Origin of the sequence: Methylophilus sp. 'Pure River' (genome assembly GCF_046765995.1) — a bacterium.
Classification (GTDB): domain Bacteria; phylum Pseudomonadota; class Gammaproteobacteria; order Burkholderiales; family Methylophilaceae; genus Methylophilus.
Genome location: NZ_JBKOUE010000001.1, coordinates 251,169 through 270,966, shown reverse-complemented (window position 1 = coordinate 270,966; position 19,798 = coordinate 251,169). Strand labels below are relative to the sequence as shown.

Here is a 19,798-nt window from a genome sequence, read left to right as displayed (position 1 = left end):
TCCGATAATGAGAGATTGTTAAATGTGGCCAGTTTAAAGCTTAAACGGGCTAAAGTCGGTGTGTGTATCGTAATAATCTTCATTTTCTACGCGTTTGAGAAAAGCGACTATTTTGTAGGTCACGGGCGTGAAGGCGACCTCTACCAATAATTTGGCGGTAAATTGCGCCAGCACGATTTGCGGCATCATGGCATCCGGGAATTCGCCCGAGCCATAAAAGGCCAGTGGAAAAAACAGGATGGTATCAACCGCTTCGCCGAAAATGGTCGACCCTATGGTGCGGCTCCACAACCAGCGACCCCGGGTGAGGATTTTCATTTTGGCCAGCACAAACGAATTGACGAACTCGCCAGCCACAAACGAGACCAGCGAGGCAATGGCGATACGCGCCGTAGAGCCGAATACCGATTGATAGGCCGCCTGATCATGCCACTCTGGCGCTGGCGGCAAGGCTACAATCACCCAGGCCATGAGGCTGGCAAAAGCCAGGCAGATAAAGCCGGTCCAGATCACGCGGCGTGAGGCAGCGTAGCCATAGACCTCGGTCAGGATGTCGCCAAAAATAAAGCTGATGGGGAAAAACATGATACCGGCGCCAAAGGTCAGTGCACCCAGTAACGGCACATGTATCTCGGTAATTTTGCCGGGACCAATAATGTTGGAACAGACCAGCACCGCGGCAAAAGCTGCCATGATCAGGTCGTAATACCGATACTGTTTTCTCATGCGCGCCCTTTTATCATCCTCTTGCCTCGCTACGTACATCCAGTTTGTCACGCAGCACGTCACCACCCAGGTTAATGGCGAGGATCAAACTCATCATGCATACGCCGACAGTGAGCACATAATGTGGTGCCACCAGCATAAAGCGCACAGCGTCACGCAACATGGCGCCCCACGAGGCATCGGGCGCCTGTATGCCCAGGCCGAGAAACGACAATGACGCTTCGGCAATCATCACGCTGGCCATGCTGTAAGCTGCTTCTACCAGCAAAATGGAAATCAGCAATGGCAAGATATGCAGCAACATCACGCGCATGCTACTCGCCCCCAGGGACTCGGCGGCCAGCACATGCATGCGTTGCCGTAACGCCAGTGCCTGACCACGCGACAACCTGGCATAAGTGACCCAACCAGTAAGGCATAATGCAAGAATCAGGTTATTGATTCCAGCGCCCAGCACGGCTGCAAACGCAATCGCCAGTAACATTCCCGGGAATGCCAGAAAAATATTGGTGACTTGCATCAGCGCATGATCCAGCCTGCCGCCTTTATACCCTGCCACCAGGCCTATGCTCAGGCCTATGGTCATGGTCACGGCTGTCACTACCACTGTGACCAGGAAGGAAACCTCCACCCCGCGAATCACGCGCGCCAGAATATCGCGACCCAGATCATCAGTGCCCAGCCAGTGTTGCAGGCTAGGCCATTGCAGAATGGCATTGAGGTCAATCTGGTTCGGATTCAAGCCAATCGCATGGCCCAGCATCACGACCAGCAGCCAAAACCCCAGGGCGAGCAACGCAAAAGTTTTCATTGCGTGCCCCGCGTGCGCGGATCCAGCCAGCGATACACCACGTCTGTCGCCTGGTTAATCAGCACATAGCTCAACGCCACCACCAGCACGCAGGCCTGCGTCACCGGGTAATCGCGTTTTTCAATGCTGTCTACCAGCAAACGGCCAATACCGTTCCAACTGAAAATGGTTTCAGTAATCACAGCGCCTGCCAGCAAACTACCCATTTGCAAACCGACAATGGTGACCAATGGCAACAAGGCTGCACGCAAAGCGTGTTTCAATAATACTTGCCGTTCACTCAAGCCTTTGGCACGGGCAGTACGGATGTAATCCTCATTCAATACTTCAAGCAGGCTGGTACGGGTCATGCGCGTCAAAATGGCGCTTAAGCCTAGTCCCAACGTCATTGCTGGCAACACGATACTGGTAGCGCTGGCCATACCACTCACCGGCAACCAGCCTAGCCAAACCGCAAACACCAGCATCAACACCGGCCCCAGCCAGAACGCAGGCATCGCCGCCAGACGGATACTCAACATGGTGATCATCACATCCTGCCAGTGCCCGGCCTTGAGGGCAGACCAGATGCCCAATGGAATACCGATAGACAGCCCTATCGCTAATGCAACCACGGCCAGCAATAACGTGGCCGGGTAAGCCTGCCATAACAGTTGCGAGATTGGGGTTTGGGTATGGATAGAGGTACCAAAATCCCCTTGCAGCAAATGCATGACGTATTGCCCAAACTGCACCAGCACAGGCTGATCCAGCCCCAGTTGTGCTTTCAGTGCAGTGCGGTCAGCAGCACTGGCAGACTCGCCCAGCATGACATCGACCGGGTCGCCCGGCACCAGATGCAGCAAGGCGAAGGTCAGGCATAGCACCCCGAAGACCACGGGCAATAGTGTGGCAAAGCGCTTAATCATCCGCCTCGCAAATGTTAACGGTGGTACCGACGGGCACCTGCTCGAACAACTCGATCAGGTCCGCATTACGCATGCGCACGCAGCCATGCGAACCAGGGACGCCCAACTGGGTCGCGTCTGGCGTGCCGTGGATATAGATATAGCGTTGCATGGTATCAACATTACCCAGGCGGTTTTTGCCGGGCTCAGTACCGCTCAGCCAAAGAATGCGGGTTAAAATCCAGTCGCGGTCAGGGAACTGCAACTTTAAATCTGGCGTAAATATTTCACCAGTAGCGCGCCTGCCGACAAACACCGTATTTGCCGCCGCACCGCCACCGATTTTGGCGCGAATAATATGTGCGCCCAGTGGTGTACAGCCACTGTTTTTAATACAACCGACACCATTGGCTGCGGTAGAAACGTCATAGCGCGTCACTTGTCCGCCATTGTCATCAAACAGTGTCAGTGTTTGCGCCGGGATAGAAATCTCAATATGCATAACCATTATTCTAAGCGATTTGCCCGTGATAGACGGAGATTTGATACAACACGGTCTCTGGCAATAAAAATTCTATTAAAATCCGATTCACTCGCTTAGTTATTTTATTCATCGTTAGACTCAGGGTAATTGCATGGCACATCACGAATTACATTTTTTACAACGCAGTGGCTGGTTGCGCGCGGCCGTGTTAGGCGCTAACGATGGCATTATTTCTACCGCCAGCCTGCTGATGGGCGTGGCTGCCGCAGGGGCCAGCCACCAGGCCTTGCTGACGACTGGCGTCGCCGGACTGGTCGCTGGTGCGCTATCCATGGCCGCAGGTGAGTATGTGTCAGTGAGCTCACAAACGGATATCGAGCAGGCAGACCTCGCACGTGAAGCCGAAGAGTTAAAGGAAAATCCGGAAAGCGAACTGCGTGAGCTGACTGGTATTTATATCCAGCGCGGCCTATCGCCTGAGTTGGCCCAGCAAGTGGCGCAAGCGCTATCACAACATGATTCTTTGTCTGCGCATGCACGTGATGAGCTGGGCTTGCACGATATCAACCAGGCGCAACCACTACAGGCTGCGCTGGCCTCAGCGCTGGCCTTTGCCAGTGGTGCCATCTTGCCACTGATCACGGCCTGGCTGGCACCGCATACACAAGCACAAACCTGGTTAACGGTGAGCACTCTACCATTTCTAGCCTTACTGGGAATCGTGGCTGCGCGCACTGGTGGCGCTAGCATCGTGAAAAGTGTCAGTCGTGTCGTCGTTTGGGGCGCACTCGCCATGGCAGCCACGGCACTGATCGGTCACTGGTTTGGCGTCAACCCGTGAGGGTGAACATTATTCTTTGACCGGTTTAAAAACCACTTGTGACAGACCATCCAGATTGCCATCTGCCATCGGCTGATAAGCCGCAATAGTATCGCGGTAAGCAACAAACTGCCCCTCATACCATAGCGGGATCACTGGCAATTGGCTATGAATGCGCTGCGTCACCGCTGGCCAATCCTCTTTTTCCAACAGTTGATCCAGCACGCCATCCTGATAGCGGCCACGGTTAAACCCTTGTGGCGGCAAGCTGTGAGAAGCAAATACCTGGCTGTAAATCTCCGGTGTTTTAATGCCAACCCAGGTCAGGCCATACAACTGAAAATTACCTTTTTGCACATCGGCAAAAAAGGTGCCCCAATCCAGGCTCTTGATTTGCAGGTCGATGCCCGCCTCCTGCATTTGCGCCTGCAAAATCGTCGCTAGCCGCACGCGCTGCGGATCGGTGCTGGTTTTATAAGTCAGCGTCAGTGGCAACTTAATGCCTGCAGACTGCAATAATTGCCTGGCCAGTGCCGGTTGATAGGGATAAGGCTGCAAGGCCGCATTGCCAGCATAATGCTCAGGCGGCAACAGCGCACTGGCCTGGCGGCTATGGCTAACCATGACTTTATCGATAATCGCCTGGGTATCAATCGCGTAGGCAATCGCGCGCCTGACCCGCACATCACGCAGGAAATCGGCCTGCACATTCAAACCAAGATAAGAGTAATTAGCACCTACCCCAGTTTTCACCGTGACATTAGGCTGTTTCTGCAGATATTTGACCAGCTCTGGCGGCAAGTCCCCCTGGATCAAATCAGCTTCGCCGCGTTTGAGTTTGAGCACCCGCACATTGGGGTCTTTGACTTCGTCAAAGCGCACCTTGAGACCATCACTTAAGCGCTGCAACTGCAATGCCGATTGCCAGCGATCCAGCTTAAACGGCCCGCTCCCTACCGGCGCATGGCCAAAGTCATGTCCAGCCGCAATCAGCCGTGCGGGCAAAATACCAACCATCAAACGCGCAGCAAAGTGCGGATCCGGGCGGCTAAGTTCAAAATCGATGGTGTTGGCATCCAGCGTTGTAATCTGCTGGATATGCTTGAATTCCGCCGTGTGCGGTGAGTCCTTGAGTTGCAACAGGCTATCGTAAGTCGCTTTCACATCCGCAGCCGTCAGCCGCTGGCCATCGTGAAATATGGCAGGCTGGTACAACTGGAAGCGGTAATGCGTCGCATCGCGCATCTGCCAGGTCGCCAGCCCAGGCACTTCGCGCGAGCGGCTATCGAACTCCACCAGGCGCTGGTAAATCAGGCGATTAATGCGCTCAGAAGCCGCATCCGTCGCATAACGCGGATCCAAATTCACCGGCGCCTGCGCCACAGCAAACACCAACGAACGCGGCTCGTTCGACGGCTGGCAACCAGTCAACGCCCACGCTAGCAGCACTCCCGGCAATAACCGGCCTAACATGCTGCCCATCACCTTAAATCTTCTCAAAAATCGCGATAGATTCAACATGCGCCGTATGCGGGAACATGTTCATCACGCCAGCCGCTTGCAAACGATAGCCTTTGGACTGCGTCAGGATTGCCGCATCACGCGCCAGCGTCGCCGGGTTACAGGAGACGTAGACAATACGTGATGGCGCATGGCCAGCGTTGGCATCTTCTGCATCTGGCAGGGACTTGATCAACTCAACCGCACCATCACGCGGCGGATCCACCAGCCACTTGTCAAACGCGCCCAGCGACTGCAATGACTCCGGCGTCATATCGAACAAATCAGATTCAGCAAATTCAACATTGCTGACACCATTGAGCTGTGCATTTTCCACGGCGCGCTTCACCAACGCTTGCGACCCTTCCACGCCATAAACGCTGGCCCCGCTGCGTGCAATCGGCAGCGTAAAGTTGCCCAAGCCGCAGAAAAAGTCAGCAATGCGCTCACCGGCTTGCGGCTGCAACAACTGCATGGCACGGCGTATCATGACACGGTTAATCGCCGGGTTGACCTGGGTAAACTCAATCGGGCTAAACGGGTATTGCAAGTTAAACTCAGGCAGGCTGTAATGCAACATGCCATCATGTGCGAACAAGGGCTTCACCGTATCTGGGCCCTTGGTTTGCGTCCACACCTGGGCGCCATGTGTTTCTTCAAACGTTTGCAGCAAAGCGATATCAGCCTCGGTCAGTGCTTCCATAATGCGGAACACCAATACAGTCGCATCTTCACCAACCGCCAACTCAATCTGCGGGACTGACTGCTTGATAGACAGCTGGCCGATCAGTGCTTTCAACGGCACAATCAGGTCGGACACTGGCTGTGTCAGCACTTCACAGCTATCCATAAAAGTCACATAACTGGTGCCTTTTTCATTAAAGCCAACCAGCACGCCGCCCTTTTTCTCCACATAACGCACCCGCAAGCGAGCCTTGTGACGGTAATGCCATGGCGTGCCCTGAATCGGCGGCAGGATTTTCTCGGCACGCACACGGCCGATATGCCATAAATCAGCTTCCAGCATGCGCTGCTTGGCCGCCACCTGCGCAGAAAACTCCAGATGCTGCATGGCGCAACCACCACAAGTGCCAAAATAGGCACAGCCGGGCGTCACACGCTGGCTGGACTGTTTCAACACCTCGACCGTCGTCGCCAGCTCATAAGTGGCTTTGACGTGATGCGAGACGAATTTCACCTCTTCAAATGGCAATGCGCCTTCAATAAAAATGACCTTGCCATCAACATGGGTGACGCCGCGACCTTCCTGGTCCAGGGATTCAATGGTGGCAATGCGGGGAATCTGCGCGGCCCTGGCGGCAGACGACAGGTTAGACGATCTTTGACGGTTATTTCTCATAACCTGTTATTTTACCTGAATTGGGCATACAATCACCCAGCAAACCAATCAAAATAAGGAGTCTGTGATGCTTAAACAATGGCGCTTAACCACGACACTGGTGGTAGCACTTTTTTCATCGTCCTTCTGCTTCGCTGACGAAGTGGCTATTCAGCAAGAGGCCCACGGGGTGGACTATGTCACTGGCGGCATAGGCTCAGAAGAAGTCGACGCCATGGAGTCCTTTAAAAAGCAATTCAATCTGTATTTCCTGTTTTCAGAAGGTAAAGTCGGCCGCGTGATTGATGACATTAACATCAGCATCGTCGATAGCAAAAACCAGACGGTATTTGCGCTGGAGCACGCTGCACCCAGGTTGTTACTAAACCTGCCCAGCGGCAAATACCAGGCCATTGCCAGTTATCTTGGCAGCGAGCAACGTTATCGCTTTACGCATGACGCCAAAAAGCACCAACGCGTGATCCTGAACTGGAAAAACAAGATTGATGAAGATACTGTAGAACCCACAGTAGAAGATGCTGCAGCACCAGAAGTGCCTGCCACTGAGACGCCTTAAAACCCTTAACCGTCGATAAACGCCATCAAGGGTTTATCGACGGTAATATTAAGTATCGCCAAACCAGGCGTTTAACCTCAAGCCCAGGCAGCCATAAACTGTTGCCAGTGCTCACCGCCGTAACCGGATAAGGTCTCGCGTACCAACTGGATTTCTGCGGCATAGTTGGCCTCATTCAAGTGACCGCGCATTTTGAGAAAGCGCAAATACACCAGGTGCGTGTTGGCGACATCGGTTTCGCAATAATCACGTATCGCCTTCACCTCTCCGTTCAAATAGGCCTGCCACACCTTGCTGCCATCCATGCCCAATTTACCGGGGAAGCCGCATAACTGGGCCATTTGATCCAGCGGCGCATTGGCGCGGCCGCTATACATGGCTAACACATCCATTAAATCCAGGTGGCGCATGTGATATCGACTAATATAGTTATTCCATTTGAAGTCTTTGTCATCCTCACCCAGATCCCAATAACGTGGCGCAGCGATGCCGTGCACCATGGCGCGGTAATGCAGCACAGGCAAGTCAAAGCCACCGCCATTCCAGCTCACCAGATTGGGCGTGTATTTTTCTATGCCATCGAAAAAGCGCTGGATAATTTCCGCCTCACTCGACTGCTCATCGCCTAGCGTCCATACGCGAAACTGGCTGCCCTCGCGCAAAGCGCAAGAAATCGCACATACGCGCTGCAAATGATGTGGCAGGAAATCAGTCCCATTCTGCTGACGACGTTGGTGAAAAGCAATATTCGCCACATCCGCATCGCTCAAACTGGCTGGCAGGTCATGTAACTGACGTATTCCATCCACATCGGGGATAGTTTCAATATCAAACACCAAACTTAGCATGTGCGCATCCGTAAAAAAATTGCTTTTTAAAATAGCACAGCACCCTTGCTTACACCAGAAAACCTTCTTTTTTCATACATCATGTGTATACAAAACCAGTCAAATGTATCAATTGATACAATTCGTCGCCATTTGTATCAATTGATACATTTAAATATATGATTTATAAAGACTTTTTGTGTTTTTTCACGCAATCAAAAACCAGCCATACGTTTTAATCTGGTGATGTTCAGTTAACACGATGTATTGCGAGCAATCACATCAGCCCTGAACCTTAAACACTTACGGATTAAAATTAACGGAGCTCTCATCATGACATCTATCAGTTCATTAGGCAGTAGCAGCAGTATTCAATCGTTTTCGCAGGTGGGTCAACGCAACGGCATGCAACCTCCACCGCCACCACCGGATGGCGAAGGTCAGGGTAAAGATGGCGGCGGCTTGCTGGGTGCCATTGACTCGGCATTAAAAAGTGCGGGCATTGAAGGTGGCCTGGAGTCTATTTTCGGGCAGTCCGGCACCAGCAGTACAACGAGCAGCACGGACGGCACAGATACCACTACGACTAGCGATAGCACTACTGATGCCGCTAGTGCACTGAATAGCTTTTTACAAAACCTGATCAGTGCCTTGCAGTCACAAGGCACAACCGATACCAGCAGCACGGAGAGTAGTGAAAGTGAAACAGAAGCGACGAGTGCGGCACAAGGAATGCCTCCGCCACCGCCTTATGGTGATCATGGCATGGAGTCAAAACTGCAAAGCCTGATTGCCTCTTTGAGTAATGACAGCACGGCCGATAGCACAAGCACAGACACCAGCTCAGACAGTACGTCCAGCGACCTGCAAAGCAGCTTTCAGTCACTCGTGAGCGCACTGGGCGGAAGCAGCGACAATGCCAGCCTGAGTGGTTTCCTGCAAGCATTATCAAGCAGCATGCAACACCGCGGCCCAACGGGCAATGTGGTCAGCACCACCGCGTAATACGGCAAACCTCTCGAAAGCAGCTACCACCAGCGTGTGGTAGTTGCTGCAGGCGATAGTTTAGGCAAACTCCAACTGCAGGATATCGGTTTCGGAATCTTCTTCCAGCCACTCCGCAGGCGCCTTATGCAAGCGAATCGGCGTTTGCATTTCTTCACCATCAAACGTCAGAATCGCATAACTGACATCATGCGGCTCCTCCATCGGCGTGAACTTGGCAAACCCGAAGTCGGCATTACGCATGACTTGCCAGGCGCCATAGGGCTCTGCATATTCAGCTTTGGAAAAATAATGAGCGATTTGCTTATCGGTCGCAGATTTAAGTGCGCAGTCCTCAGCGCGTGACATCACTGACCAGCGGTAATCCAGGCCATCGGCAATCGGCTGCAATTGCATCAGATACCAATGCACATTTTCACGCACCAGCTGTATCAAGGAACGTACACGGCCAGTATGGTGATTAAGGATGTAATAAATCCCCAAATCCTGCTGATGAATACTTTCACCCAAGCGAGGGAGAACGAAAAGATTAGTTGCCACAACGGACTCCTTTCATCGGAACATGCACTTAGATTGTATGCAATGACCATGCCTGAAACTGAAAGCCGATGCTTTTACTGCGTTGTTTATCGAATTGCCATAGCAGGCAATCGCTGTGCATCAGGCAAGCCACTCCAGGACTCAACACTCCCAATATCAGCCAAGCTGTTGTTTTACCAGCCTATTTACGTACCCACTGTCCATCGCGCTGCACAAACCAGCCAGCTTGCGCTTTATCCACCCAGCGCTGGGCAAATGTACGCTGTATCTCGCCTTCCCATTCAGGGTGACCATTTGCGGCAGCCATGCCCTGATATAACCTGGCGCGGTCAGCGTTTTCATCCTTGACCAATGCGGCCAACGCACTACGTTGGGACAATGGCACCAAACCGGCCTCTTTTACCGCAACAAAACCGTCTGCGGTCAAACCCACTGCGCCAGACTGGTAGTGCGGCAGTAACTGTAGATGACGGCTCTGCATACTAGCTTTGACTGCCGCAACCGCGGGGGTATTCACATCCAGGTCGGCCGCAGCATAGGCTGGCAACGTCGCAAAAAACATCGCCAAGCAGCCAAAAACCGCACCGATCTTCAAAGTCTGATAACCCTGGTGCAGAAATAGTTGCAACAGACGTGAACAATTATGTAGCAATATCATCATGGGACTGACTCCGGATTCACGGTCGGCGTTACCGGTGTTGCAGACGGGGTCACCGGAGTGGCAGTCGGCGCAGAATGCTGGCTCGGCGCCGGGGATTGTCCGGCAGGCACCTGCCAGATTTCGTCTATGACTTTGTCCGCCGCTTTTTCTGCGGCGGCGGCCGGAAAGTAGATATTAATGGTGACACAAGCGCTCAAGCCCGTGGCCGATAGTACCAATAACCCCGTACGCATCCAGCCCTGTTTTATTAAAGTCAGGTTCAATCCGCTTCCTTTCTGACAACCGTTTTGTGCTTCATCATATATTCAAGTTTAATCGATAATGATTTTACTATTGCTATCCGTCACGCGCTGCATGCGCCCCAACACGTCTTTCCAGCTGACATATTGCGTATAGCCATTGACGTTGACCGACGGCGCCCCTTTGCCTTTGACGATCACAAAGCCATCCGGCAATGGTTCGACGCCGCCCATTTTGCAAATATCGCCGCGCAACTGGCAACTCAGGCCAATTTTTTCGTAACCAAACTCTTTAAAAAAGCGCAAAAAGGTGCGCTGCAAGGCCGCCGCCGTGCCCTCACCGCCCAAGGCAGTAATATTCTCTACCGCACGCTGCGAGATTTTCTTCTCGAACGGGCCGTCGGCCGTGCGCACAAAAGCATCCATGGACACAGGTTTCCAGTTTTGCAGGCGCAAATCCTTAATATCGCCTTCCAGCTTGCCGCTGATAGAACCAAAGTTGAACGTACGCGTGATTTCACCCAGGTCAATCTCACGCATGGTGAAATTGGCATGTAACTTGGGCACCGCGCCCAAAGGGTCATCAATATCCAGGTCAGACATGCCCACCATGCCATTAAACAATTTGAACTGCATATCGCCCATCATGCGTAGCTCATGGTTAGCGTAAGTCACCAGCGGGATCGTGCCAGCGATCTGGCCGCGCATAAGCGGCCAATCCAGTGCTTGACTAAAACTGGACATACTGATCGGCTGCAAGTCCATTTTGACATGCCAGACCATGCTTTGATTGATCCAGGCCGCGGAAACATCCTGAAAGTCCAGGCCACCATCCAGGATTGGCAACTGCAAACGCGGTGCCGTAATCGAAAAGCGATTAACCTCAGCCTGCCAGCGGGTTCCTCCCAGGGGGATCTTTAAAATATGGCCCGACTGGTAGCCCATGGCAATCTGCTTGGGGTGATCATAATCCCAGGGAATATCGGCATTAAAGTGGCTAAAGCCGAATTTACCCGCCTGGTCTTCTACACTGGCATCAGTGATATTGAGGTGAAACTTGAGCGGCTGCAAGCCTTTGGCCTCAAACGACCAGTCAGCCTTACCGGACACATTCAAGTGGCCAAACGCCGAGTGTGGAATCAGTGGCTGGATAAACGCCTGGTAGACACCGTTAAAATCCACGTCTTTGGCATCGACTTTTAAAAATTCAAATGCTTTGCTGACGAGGTTGATGCGGCTTTGGCTATGCAAGGTGCCCACCCCTTGCAACTCCAGCGTGGCCTGCTCAATATCGACCATGGGTTGGTGGTAAAAGCCACGAATCTCAAACCGTTTGTTGCCATCGGCAAAATAAAACGGCTGCCAGAACAACTCACCCTGCTGCCATTGAAATACGCCCTGCCAGCGCCAGCCGTCCGCTTGCTCGTGCGCAGACAGATTCACTTTTCCGGTCAATTTATCGCCTGCATGCAAGCCGGAAGCATCACTAAACCGGGCCTCGCGAACCGCCAATTCCAGGTCGACTCCTCCGGCTGCGGGGCCGGCTTTGCTCTGTTCCTTCCACGTGGGTGTGACCAGCACATTGAACGGCACATGCGAGCGCAGATCTTGATACAAGCCATCTTCGCAACGCCAGGTTTGGCTCGCTGCCTGTGCGGGCACCTGGCAATTGAGGTGAAAGGTGCCCCATACGTTGTCCTGCAAGGCTTTGACCTCGGCATAAAAAGACAATACAGGCTGGCGGGTTTGTGGCCGCAAATCAAGAAATATCCTCGGCTGACGCACCTGGTAAGGTTGCATGTGCAACTGGTCAGAAGTCACCAGCAGCGTTGGCCGCGCGCCCATATCCAGCCGGATATTAGGGTTATCCAGGCGTGCATCGCCGAGTTGCAAACGATCAGCATGCACTTGCACCTGCTGCTGGGCGTGCAAATTGACCACCGCATGCGGTTTATCGAGCTGGAACAGGTCGCTGGAAATACTGTCCGCGCTGAGGCTGATCTCGGTCATGGCGCACAGATGCGCTGACCAGAGCAACAGCATCAGCCCGCAGATGCGCATCAGCCTGGAAATACCCCGGTAGACAGGTAGCGGTCACCACGGTCGCAGACAATGGTGACAATCACGGCATTGTTAACTTCTTTAGATAACTGCAACGCAGTATATAAAGCGCCGCCACTGGAAATACCAGCAAAAATACCTTCTGTGTTAGCCAGCTTGCGTGTGGTGTCTTCCGCATGCTTCTGGCTCACGTAACGCAATTCATCAATACGCTTGGCATCAAAAATGGAGGGCATATATTCTTCCGGCCATTTGCGGATACCCGGGATTTGCGCCCCTTCTTCAGGTTGCACACCGATGATCTGGATATCCGGATTTTGTTCCTTGAGGTAGCGCGAAGTCCCCATAATGGTCCCCGTTGTACCCATGCTGGACACAAAATGCGTGACTTTACCCGCTGTATCGCGCCAGATTTCAGGGCCGGTGCCTTCGTAATGGGCCAGCGGATTATCTGAATTGCCAAACTGGTCGAGTACGATGCCTTCCCCCTCGGCCTGTAACTTCATCGCTACATCACGCGCCAGCTCCATACTGCCGTCTTTAGGGGTTAACACCAGCTCGGCACCATATGCCTTCATGCTTTGCCTGCGCTCGATGGACTGGTTCTCTGGCATCACCAACACCATTTTATAACCGCGCATGGCGGCCACCATGGCTAACGCAATCCCCGTATTGCCGCTGGTGGCTTCAATCAGGGTATCTCCCGGTTTGATCTGACCACGCTGTTCGGCGCGCAAAATCATGCTGTAGGCAGGCCTATCCTTGACTGAACCGGCTGGATTGTTACCTTCCAGTTTGAGCAGGATGGTATTGCTCGGATTAGGGTTCATGCGCTGCAAAGCGACCAGTGGCGTATTGCCGACAAAGTCATCCAAAGTTTTATATGGTTTCATAACAGACCGATGTTTGTTGTTTTCCAGACGGAACGGGGCCTGGTGCCCAAAATATTCTGAATTGAATCGCGTAAAAGTAATACCCGCAGATACTTAATATATGTAAAATTCCAGTGTCGTTCCTGATTTAGCTGGTGAAGTACTAATTTTACATAAACTGCCTGCATCACAAAAACAATAATTACCGAGGAAACTGGATGTTGAAGAAGTGGATTAGCCAAGCGCTTGTCGTCATGTTGCGTCCGATCAAGCTTTTCCCAGAGCTCAGCGAAGCCGATAACGCACGTTATAAAGTCGTTTTCCTGAATAATGTGTTTGCGTTCTCCGGCATTGTATCGCTGTCCATGGGGATCATCCGCTGGAACCTGCAACCCTTCATCGGTCGTGTCGACCTGGTTTCTGCGTTTCTCGCCTTTGGTTTGTTGTGGGTGCTTTACCGCTACCAGAAGAATATTGAATTAATTGCCAGCATTGCCTTATGGCTGTGCTTTATGCAGTTTGTCACCGTGTTCTTTATGGGCATGGGCACCACCACCCGCAGTGCCCTGCTGTTATTAATCCTGGCCGCGGCGTTCTACCTCAAAGGCCGCGTGGCCGGTTACTACATGCTGGCCACCTTGCTCATATTGGTGATCAGCAACCATGCCATGGGTATTTTCCCCTCGGAATACAGCAGTCTAGACATCCTCAGTCTGTGCCTTTACTTGCTGGCCCAGTTCTTTATCATCCGCAACTACGAGTGCCTGCGTGAATCGCAAACCAGCCATTTAAAAGCACTCAATACCGACCTCGAAGCCCTAGTGAAACAGCGCACCGAGCAATTAGCCGCCGCCAATACGGCACTGGAAGTGGAAAAGGAAAACCTGAAAACACTTTCCAGCACAGACCATTTAACCGGACTCAGCAACCGTCATCACTTTGAAACCGTGTTTGCAGAGCATACGCCTGCCATTACGCGTAGAAAAATCTCTGACGCGTTGATCCTGATAGACATCGACCACTTCAAAAAGATCAATGATACCCACGGCCATGTATTGGGCGATGTGGTACTCAAATCGGTGGCTAGTTGCATCAAAAAACATAGTCGTATCTCGGACATCACCGTGCGCTGGGGCGGTGATGAATTGATTATTTACGCACCACGCACCACGCTTAAACAGGCCACGCAACTGGCAGAAAAAGTGCGCCACCAGATCAACGCCATGCATCTGGCAGGGGTAGGCAGCATCACCATTAGCGCCGGGGTCGCCGTGCTGCATCCTGGCGATAACTTGTCGCAATTGTTACAACGCGCAGACCTGGCCCTGTATGAAGCCAAACAAGCCGGACGTAACAGTGTCTATGCTGCCGCACATGATTAAACCATTTCATTAAATCACCTCATTTAGCTACCTTCCCATTACCCTGTTGTTTTGTATCGCTCATCATGTTGAAATGCCCTGCTGTTGTATTTGCCGTTGTTTGCCTGCAATCCCTGTTATTCCCCTCCCTGAGCCAGGGCGAACAATGGCAAACCGTGCCCGGCCGGGAAAAGTTTCTCACCGTAGCAATCGACCTTGATTCGCTCCAGGTTGGCCAACATGAAGACATGGTTTTCTTCAAACTGCGCGCTGACGACCATGACGACACTATTGCCACCAGATATGTGCAGGCGTCCTGTAGCGAGTTTTCGCTGGAGGTAGACCGCGAAACCGTATTTCACAACGCCAGCCAAACCTCAGAAAGCATGGACTGGAAAAACAATCATGCGCTCAAAAGTAGCCCGGAATTTGCCCAGGCACGTTTATCCTTCTGGGGCGTCACACAGGCTTATGGCCAAGCCATCTCACTGGCTTGTCGCCGGGTGGGCAACCGCGCACCTGAGCGCTTGCAAATCCTGCAAGCTGAAAACTGCGCGCCAGGCAATCCTTTGCGCAAAGTTGCCTGCGCCAGCCACGCCACCTGGCGTGCCAATTACAAGCTGTATTTCTCACGCTCACATGACGTGATTCACAACTGTGGCATTTCGGAAGAGCGCATGACCAAACAAGCCGCCTGGCTGCTCAAGAGCGTGATGCGTTGCCAAAGCGAGAGCTGCGGTAACGAGATCCTCGAAGACTGGATCCACAAGCGCGGGCAAGACATTGCTAATGTGATTCATATGCAAAAAAACACCTGGCAAGGCGCATCGCAATCAGCCCCACTGTGCCAGTCACTCAACCAGGCCGACCAGGCGATTGCCAGCATGCAAACCGAAGAGATTTACGCCAAAGCCAAATACCTGGGCTGCTTGAAACGCGAAACGGCCAAGCTACGCGCCGCCAATACGCCACATGAAACGCTGTCACAACAGGCAGAACAACTATGCGACGCACAGTTTAAAGAGTGGCATGAGGCGATTTCAAAGCAATCAGCCATGTCAGACGTCACCAATAGATAACCCCTTTAACGCTCAACCATCATGGCATACACCCTAGAAAACAGATTAGTGATAGGCGTCGCATCGAGTGCGATGTTTGATTTGTCAGACTCTGACGAAATATTCAAACGAGACGGTGAAGCGCTTTACCGTAAGTTTCAAGAGAACAACCTTCACAACCCGCTGCCCAAAGGCATTGCATTTTCATTTATCAAACGGCTGCTCTCCCTCAATGATCTGAGCCCCCACCCAGATGACCCGTTGGTTGAAGTGATATTGCTATCAAAAAATGACCCTGATACAGGCCTGAGAGTCATGAAGTCTATAGAGCATTACAATATCGGCATGACGAGAGCCATCTTCATGCAAGGCCAAGCGCCGTACAAATTCATTCCTGCGCTCAACATATCGCTCTTTCTCTCGGGAAACAAAGAGGATGTTGATTCTGCCATTCGCCTGAACATGCCTGCTGGCCATGTCATGAACTCAGCAATGATTGATGACGAAGAGGATGCTGCATTACGCATTGCCTTCGACTTTGATGGTGTATTGGTAGACGATGAGTCTGAAACCGTTTTTCAGGCCAGAAAAGACGTGAACGAATTCAAAGCGCACGAAGCAATGAATGTCATGCAGCCTCATAACCCCGGCCCATTACAGCAATTGCTTGTGCGTGTTTCCGCCATTCAATCCGCCGAGGAAGAAAAGAAAAAACTGGATCCCTCTTACAAAAACCGCTTGAGAGTTTCGATTGTGACAGCGCGGGATGCGCCAGCACATGAACGCGCCATGAACACACTAAAAAGTTGGGGGGTGATGGCGAATGACGCGTTCTTTCTGGGTGGCATTGAAAAAAGCAAAGTCCTGGCGGTATTAAGACCGCACATTTTCTTCGATGATCAGTCCGGGCATTTAAAAACAGCCTCTGAAGTGGTGCCTTCAGTACACATTCCTTTTGGCGTGACTAATCAAAAAGCAACCTAAACAGGCTGCTTAAGTATTAAGCTCGCGCGCGGAACAGAAATACCGCATAGGCACCAAACAATACAAAGCTGATCAAACCCAGTTGCGGCAAGGTCAGGCCGAGAAATGTCCAGTCGATTGCGGCACAATCGCCTGTGCCACGGAACACCAGCGTCAGGGCTTTTTTGAGCGGAAAATTTTCAAACATGTAATCAAAGCCGACACCGCAGTCAGCGATAATGTCGTCTTTATGCGCTTGCAGCCACCAGTGACGAATAGCGACACCAGCCCCACCGAGTGCGGTCAACACCTCAAGCAGCGCAAATCCAGCATGCAGCCATGACTTGGGAGAAATAAATGCATGCAGCAAAAACAATATGCCCAGGCCCATAAACACCATGCGCTGCGAAATACACAATGGGCAGGGCTCCAACTGGTTTTGCACCTGTATAAACAAGGCCAGTGCCACAATGCCGAAACCAGCCAGAAAACCGAGCACATAGCCACCACGACCTTTAAACCACTGACACATTGCAAACTCCTGCGCGTTGAATAAAACTGAAATTGTAATAGATAACGCGCTTATGATGCTGCCAGAAGCAAGATCGTTCCCTTGTTTTTAATCAGGATGCGGCCGGGATCATCTCCGCCTGCTGCATGGCAGACCGTTGCTTCACTTCGTGATGTTTCTTTTTGTAATAGCGGGCAATGCGTTTCACATAATCACGCGTTTCTGGATATGGCGGAATCCCCTGATGCCGCTGCACTGCGTTTTCACCCGCATTGTAGGCGGCAGCCACCAGCTCGACATCGCCTTTAAAGTAAGTGATCAGCCAACGCAAATAAGACAATCCCCCCTTGATGTTTTGCTCAGGATCATAGGCATCCTTCACATGAAATCTGGCTTGCGTATCCGGCAACAATTGCATCAGGCCCTGTGCCTTTTTGCGTGAAGTAGCTTTGGGGTTAAACCCTGATTCCACGGCAATGACCGCCATGGCAAAATCCACATCGACGCCATAGACCGGCGCATGCTTTTTCACCAGTTGGTAAATCGGGCCACGCTTGCGGAACAACACTTCCGCCGCAGAATTACCTTGTTTGTGCATACAGGCTGGCAATACGGCCAACTCGGCATTGCCCGGTTCTTTATCCAGCCATTCCCGGGCATCGCGGTGCCCTTGTATGGCTGCCAGGCTGAAAAAACGGGCGGCAATATCATGATTCACCTCCACCCCTTTGCCCATGCTATAAAACCAGCCCATAGCAAACTGCGCGTCCGGGTCGCGTGACTCACCGGCCAGCGCGCAATAATGCGCGTGCGCCTGCTCATAGCTACTCAGCCCCAAACTATTTTTAGTGCCTGCGGCCAGGCTGACCTGCAATTTAACAAACTGCTTGTAAGCGTCATTTTTTAAGGTGGATTGTTCACGGCTATAGCTAGCGAATGGCTCGCTGGGCGCAGCTTGTTCGACCTCGGCCACAGGGGATGCCACCATCTCCTCAGCATGTGAGGATATGGCCCACAATACATAACCCAAAGCTGCACTACGTAACAGGTAGCGCAATAACAGGCGACGCAGATCATCGTGATATATGTTTAGCAACATTCAAGCACCGTCAGCAAAGCATGACTATTCAGTCTATCCATACTTTATTTTGTTTTTATTAATGACACATTTGCGCGCACAAAGTGCCCGACATCGCCATTTGCCGGTATTTACACAGGCAACATAGCCAAAGAGTGACCGGCTGTTGGATAATGCGTGGCTATGACCAACTTGTTATCGACGCCTTTTAAACAAATCTTGAATGTCAGCGATTTAACGCGACTGACGAAAGAACTGCTGGAAACCAGCTTTCCGCTATTCTGGATCAGCGGCGAAATCTCCAATTTCACGCGTGCCGCCAGCGGCCACTGGTATTTTTCGCTCAAGGATGACCGTGCGCAGGTGCGCTGTGTCATGTTTAAAGGCCGTAACAGCCTGGTGGGCAGCATACCGCGCGAAGGCGACCTGATTGAAGCACGGGCGACGGTCACGCTGTATGAGGCGCGTGGTGACTTTCAGTTAACCATAGAGTTTATGCAGCCAGCGGGCATGGGCAGGCTGTATGAAGCGTTTGAGCAACTCAAACAACGCTTGCAAGCCGAAGGCCTGTTTGACCAGTCACGCAAAAAAGCGATTCCGGCCAACCCGCAACGCATAGGCGTGGTGACTTCGCCCGATGCAGCCGCCTTGCGTGATGTACTCACGGCCATCCGCAGGCGTTATCCCGGCATGGGTGTAATCATTTACCCGACGCCGGTGCAAGGCAAAGGCTCGGCCGAGCTGATTGCGCAAGCCATACAACTGGCTGACCAGCGTCAGGAAGTCGATACTTTACTGGTTTGCCGCGGTGGCGGCAGTATTGAAGATTTATGGTCTTTTAACGAAGAAATAGTGGCACGTGCACTGGCGGCCTGCCGCTTGCCGACCATCAGTGGTGTGGGCCATGAAACTGACTTTACCATTGCCGATTTTGTGGCAGACCTGCGCGCAGCCACGCCGACCGCAGCGGCCGAACTGGCCTGCCCGGATCAATCACAATTACGCCAGCAAGTATTGCAAACACAACAACGCCTGATGCGTGCCATGCAATCATTGCTGCGCCAACACGCGCAAACGCTGGACTACCTGTCCCGCCGCCTGATTTCGCCTGCACAGCAATTGCAACAACAGAAACAGGCATTGCAACAATGGCAACATCGCTTAAAACTAGGCATGCAGCAGTATTTGCAAGCACGCCACCGCAGGCTGGAATATTTAGCCACCAGCTTGCAACAACTTAACCCGCACCAGGTGCTGGCACGTGGCTACGCCATTGTACAAAAACAGGATGGCCGCGCCGTGACGGACGCCAGCCAGCTCACAACGGGTGAAAGCCTGCAATTAACGCTGCATCATGGCCAGGCTCAGGTTGTGGTTGAAAAAAACAAGATATCTGACCAGTAAGCTTTTCATGCAATCGGCCACAAAAGCCTCCCAGCGCAGATTATTTGTGCCAAAGTCATTGGTGAAGTTTTAGA

Annotated in this window: 21 protein-coding genes; 7 read left to right on the top strand and 14 right to left on the bottom strand. The window is 52.2% G+C overall.

The features are described 5' to 3' along the window. Nucleotides 1–33: 33 nt before the first annotated feature. The 4 genes from ACIDE9_RS01420 to ACIDE9_RS01405 are packed head-to-tail and all read right to left on the bottom strand — an operon-like array spanning nt 34 to nt 2,926. Entirely contained in the window at nt 34–726 is a 693-nt protein-coding gene (locus tag ACIDE9_RS01420; protein ID WP_411992155.1) for a queuosine precursor transporter, read from the bottom strand. Nucleotides 727–739: 13 nt separating this feature from the next. After that, nucleotides 740–1,537 carry an ABC transporter permease gene (locus tag ACIDE9_RS01415; RefSeq protein ID WP_411992153.1) on the bottom strand — a complete coding sequence of 266 codons (798 nt, stop codon included), beginning with the start codon at nt 1,535–1,537 and terminating at the stop codon, nt 740–742. Next, nucleotides 1,534–2,445 carry a nickel ABC transporter permease gene (gene nikB, locus ACIDE9_RS01410; RefSeq protein ID WP_411992151.1) on the bottom strand — a complete coding sequence of 304 codons (912 nt, stop codon included), beginning with the start codon at nt 2,443–2,445 and terminating at the stop codon, nt 1,534–1,536. The genes ACIDE9_RS01415 and nikB overlap by 4 nt, the downstream gene beginning before the upstream one ends. Then, the gene (locus ACIDE9_RS01405; protein ID WP_411992149.1) at nt 2,438–2,926 is read right to left on the bottom strand and encodes a L,D-transpeptidase family protein; all 489 of its coding nucleotides are present in this window, start codon (nt 2,924–2,926) and stop codon (nt 2,438–2,440) included. The genes nikB and ACIDE9_RS01405 overlap by 8 nt, the downstream gene beginning before the upstream one ends. A 133-nt stretch (nt 2,927–3,059) precedes the next feature. Here ACIDE9_RS01405 and ACIDE9_RS01400 point away from each other — a divergent pair, with 133 nt between their 5' ends. Then, the gene (locus ACIDE9_RS01400) at nt 3,060–3,749 is read left to right on the top strand and encodes a VIT1/CCC1 transporter family protein (RefSeq protein WP_411992147.1); all 690 of its coding nucleotides are present in this window, start codon (nt 3,060–3,062) and stop codon (nt 3,747–3,749) included. A gap of 9 nt (nt 3,750–3,758) precedes the next feature. Here ACIDE9_RS01400 and ACIDE9_RS01395 read toward each other — a convergent pair whose 3' ends face one another. Further along, nucleotides 3,759–5,201, bottom strand: coding sequence for an ABC transporter substrate-binding protein (locus ACIDE9_RS01395; RefSeq protein WP_411992145.1), 1,443 nt, complete (start codon nt 5,199–5,201; stop codon nt 3,759–3,761). A 13-nt stretch (nt 5,202–5,214) separates the two neighbouring features. Beyond that, entirely contained in the window at nt 5,215–6,588 is a 1,374-nt protein-coding gene (gene rlmD, locus ACIDE9_RS01390; protein ID WP_411992143.1) for a 23S rRNA (uracil(1939)-C(5))-methyltransferase RlmD, read from the bottom strand. A gap of 67 nt (nt 6,589–6,655) precedes the next feature. On the opposite strand from rlmD, the gene ACIDE9_RS01385 reads away from it, so the two are divergent. Beyond that, nucleotides 6,656–7,144: a hypothetical protein gene (locus ACIDE9_RS01385; protein WP_024929750.1), complete on the top strand. Its 489-nt coding sequence runs from the start codon at nt 6,656–6,658 to the stop codon at nt 7,142–7,144. Nucleotides 7,145–7,221: 77 nt separating this feature from the next. Here ACIDE9_RS01385 and ACIDE9_RS01380 read toward each other — a convergent pair whose 3' ends face one another. Beyond that, the gene (locus ACIDE9_RS01380) at nt 7,222–7,992 is read right to left on the bottom strand and encodes a 3'-5' exonuclease (protein WP_194753153.1); all 771 of its coding nucleotides are present in this window, start codon (nt 7,990–7,992) and stop codon (nt 7,222–7,224) included. A gap of 312 nt (nt 7,993–8,304) precedes the next feature. On the opposite strand from ACIDE9_RS01380, the gene ACIDE9_RS01375 reads away from it, so the two are divergent. Then, nucleotides 8,305–8,976, top strand: coding sequence for a hypothetical protein (locus ACIDE9_RS01375; protein ID WP_411992140.1), 672 nt, complete (start codon nt 8,305–8,307; stop codon nt 8,974–8,976). A 60-nt stretch (nt 8,977–9,036) separates the two neighbouring features. Here ACIDE9_RS01375 and ACIDE9_RS01370 read toward each other — a convergent pair whose 3' ends face one another. The 5 genes from ACIDE9_RS01370 to cysM all read right to left on the bottom strand — a co-directional run bounded on the left by ACIDE9_RS01370 (nt 9,037) and on the right by cysM (nt 13,370). Continuing rightward, nucleotides 9,037–9,516 carry a hypothetical protein gene (locus tag ACIDE9_RS01370; RefSeq protein WP_194740818.1) on the bottom strand — a complete coding sequence of 160 codons (480 nt, stop codon included), beginning with the start codon at nt 9,514–9,516 and terminating at the stop codon, nt 9,037–9,039. Between the two features lie 181 nt (nt 9,517–9,697). Continuing rightward, the gene (locus tag ACIDE9_RS01365; protein ID WP_411992138.1) at nt 9,698–10,177 is read right to left on the bottom strand and encodes a YdbL family protein; all 480 of its coding nucleotides are present in this window, start codon (nt 10,175–10,177) and stop codon (nt 9,698–9,700) included. Beyond that, a complete protein-coding gene (locus tag ACIDE9_RS01360) occupies nt 10,174–10,410 on the bottom strand; it encodes a hypothetical protein (protein WP_411992137.1) in 237 nt (78 codons plus the stop codon). The genes ACIDE9_RS01365 and ACIDE9_RS01360 overlap by 4 nt, the downstream gene beginning before the upstream one ends. 78 nt (nt 10,411–10,488) lie before the next feature. Then, on the bottom strand, nt 10,489–12,477 hold the full coding sequence (locus tag ACIDE9_RS01355) for a hypothetical protein (protein ID WP_411992135.1): 1,989 nt from the start codon (nt 12,475–12,477) through the stop codon (nt 10,489–10,491). Next, nucleotides 12,477–13,370 (bottom strand): cysteine synthase CysM, encoded by an 894-nt coding sequence (gene cysM / locus ACIDE9_RS01350; protein ID WP_194753149.1) that lies wholly within the window; start codon nt 13,368–13,370, stop codon nt 12,477–12,479. The genes ACIDE9_RS01355 and cysM overlap by 1 nt, the downstream gene beginning before the upstream one ends. 197 nt (nt 13,371–13,567) lie before the next feature. On the opposite strand from cysM, the gene ACIDE9_RS01345 reads away from it, so the two are divergent. The 3 genes from ACIDE9_RS01345 (at nt 13,568) to ACIDE9_RS01335 (ending at nt 16,752) form a co-directional block, all read left to right on the top strand. Then, complete coding sequence (locus ACIDE9_RS01345; protein ID WP_411992133.1) at nt 13,568–14,731, top strand: GGDEF domain-containing protein; 1,164 nt, start codon at nt 13,568–13,570, stop codon at nt 14,729–14,731. A gap of 65 nt (nt 14,732–14,796) precedes the next feature. Further along, the gene (locus tag ACIDE9_RS01340; protein WP_411992132.1) at nt 14,797–15,789 is read left to right on the top strand and encodes a hypothetical protein; all 993 of its coding nucleotides are present in this window, start codon (nt 14,797–14,799) and stop codon (nt 15,787–15,789) included. Between the two features lie 21 nt (nt 15,790–15,810). After that, complete coding sequence (locus ACIDE9_RS01335; RefSeq protein ID WP_029512336.1) at nt 15,811–16,752, top strand: 5'-nucleotidase; 942 nt, start codon at nt 15,811–15,813, stop codon at nt 16,750–16,752. 16 nt (nt 16,753–16,768) lie between these two features. On the opposite strand, the gene ACIDE9_RS01330 is transcribed toward ACIDE9_RS01335, so the two are convergent. Both ACIDE9_RS01330 and ACIDE9_RS01325 read right to left on the bottom strand, forming a co-directional pair. Next, nucleotides 16,769–17,263 carry a disulfide bond formation protein B gene (locus ACIDE9_RS01330; RefSeq protein ID WP_411992129.1) on the bottom strand — a complete coding sequence of 165 codons (495 nt, stop codon included), beginning with the start codon at nt 17,261–17,263 and terminating at the stop codon, nt 16,769–16,771. Nucleotides 17,264–17,354: 91 nt separating this feature from the next. Further along, complete coding sequence (locus tag ACIDE9_RS01325) at nt 17,355–18,341, bottom strand: lytic transglycosylase domain-containing protein (protein WP_411992127.1); 987 nt, start codon at nt 18,339–18,341, stop codon at nt 17,355–17,357. Between the two features lie 162 nt (nt 18,342–18,503). Here ACIDE9_RS01325 and xseA point away from each other — a divergent pair, with 162 nt between their 5' ends. Continuing rightward, complete coding sequence (gene xseA / locus ACIDE9_RS01320; protein ID WP_411992397.1) at nt 18,504–19,724, top strand: exodeoxyribonuclease VII large subunit; 1,221 nt, start codon at nt 18,504–18,506, stop codon at nt 19,722–19,724. The last annotated feature ends 74 nt before the right edge of the window (nt 19,725–19,798 follow it).

Excerpts from the sequence above, each read along its gene's own strand:
- ACIDE9_RS01360 (WP_411992137.1), bottom strand. The coding sequence starts at position 10,410 with ATGCGTACGGGGTTATTGGTACTATCGGCCACGGGCTTGAGCGCTTGT.
- ACIDE9_RS01365 (WP_411992138.1), bottom strand. The coding sequence starts at position 10,177 with ATGATGATATTGCTACATAATTGTTCACGTCTGTTGCAACTATTTCTG.
- xseA (WP_411992397.1), top strand. The coding sequence starts at position 18,504 with ATGACCAACTTGTTATCGACGCCTTTTAAACAAATCTTGAATGTCAGC.
- ACIDE9_RS01395 (WP_411992145.1), bottom strand. The coding sequence starts at position 5,201 with ATGTTAGGCCGGTTATTGCCGGGAGTGCTGCTAGCGTGGGCGTTGACT.
- ACIDE9_RS01345 (WP_411992133.1), top strand. The coding sequence starts at position 13,568 with ATGTTGAAGAAGTGGATTAGCCAAGCGCTTGTCGTCATGTTGCGTCCG.
- ACIDE9_RS01375 (WP_411992140.1), top strand. The coding sequence starts at position 8,305 with ATGACATCTATCAGTTCATTAGGCAGTAGCAGCAGTATTCAATCGTTT.
- ACIDE9_RS01330 (WP_411992129.1), bottom strand. The coding sequence starts at position 17,263 with ATGTGTCAGTGGTTTAAAGGTCGTGGTGGCTATGTGCTCGGTTTTCTG.
- ACIDE9_RS01325 (WP_411992127.1), bottom strand. The coding sequence starts at position 18,341 with ATGTTGCTAAACATATATCACGATGATCTGCGTCGCCTGTTATTGCGC.
- rlmD (WP_411992143.1), bottom strand. The coding sequence starts at position 6,588 with ATGAGAAATAACCGTCAAAGATCGTCTAACCTGTCGTCTGCCGCCAGG.
- ACIDE9_RS01340 (WP_411992132.1), top strand. The coding sequence starts at position 14,797 with ATGTTGAAATGCCCTGCTGTTGTATTTGCCGTTGTTTGCCTGCAATCC.
- ACIDE9_RS01380 (WP_194753153.1), bottom strand. The coding sequence starts at position 7,992 with ATGCTAAGTTTGGTGTTTGATATTGAAACTATCCCCGATGTGGATGGA.
- ACIDE9_RS01405 (WP_411992149.1), bottom strand. The coding sequence starts at position 2,926 with ATGCATATTGAGATTTCTATCCCGGCGCAAACACTGACACTGTTTGAT.
- ACIDE9_RS01355 (WP_411992135.1), bottom strand. The coding sequence starts at position 12,477 with ATGCGCATCTGCGGGCTGATGCTGTTGCTCTGGTCAGCGCATCTGTGC.
- ACIDE9_RS01400 (WP_411992147.1), top strand. The coding sequence starts at position 3,060 with ATGGCACATCACGAATTACATTTTTTACAACGCAGTGGCTGGTTGCGC.
- cysM (WP_194753149.1), bottom strand. The coding sequence starts at position 13,370 with ATGAAACCATATAAAACTTTGGATGACTTTGTCGGCAATACGCCACTG.
- ACIDE9_RS01335 (WP_029512336.1), top strand. The coding sequence starts at position 15,811 with ATGGCATACACCCTAGAAAACAGATTAGTGATAGGCGTCGCATCGAGT.
- ACIDE9_RS01420 (WP_411992155.1), bottom strand. The coding sequence starts at position 726 with ATGAGAAAACAGTATCGGTATTACGACCTGATCATGGCAGCTTTTGCC.
- ACIDE9_RS01415 (WP_411992153.1), bottom strand. The coding sequence starts at position 1,537 with ATGAAAACTTTTGCGTTGCTCGCCCTGGGGTTTTGGCTGCTGGTCGTG.
- nikB (WP_411992151.1), bottom strand. The coding sequence starts at position 2,445 with ATGATTAAGCGCTTTGCCACACTATTGCCCGTGGTCTTCGGGGTGCTA.
- ACIDE9_RS01385 (WP_024929750.1), top strand. The coding sequence starts at position 6,656 with ATGCTTAAACAATGGCGCTTAACCACGACACTGGTGGTAGCACTTTTT.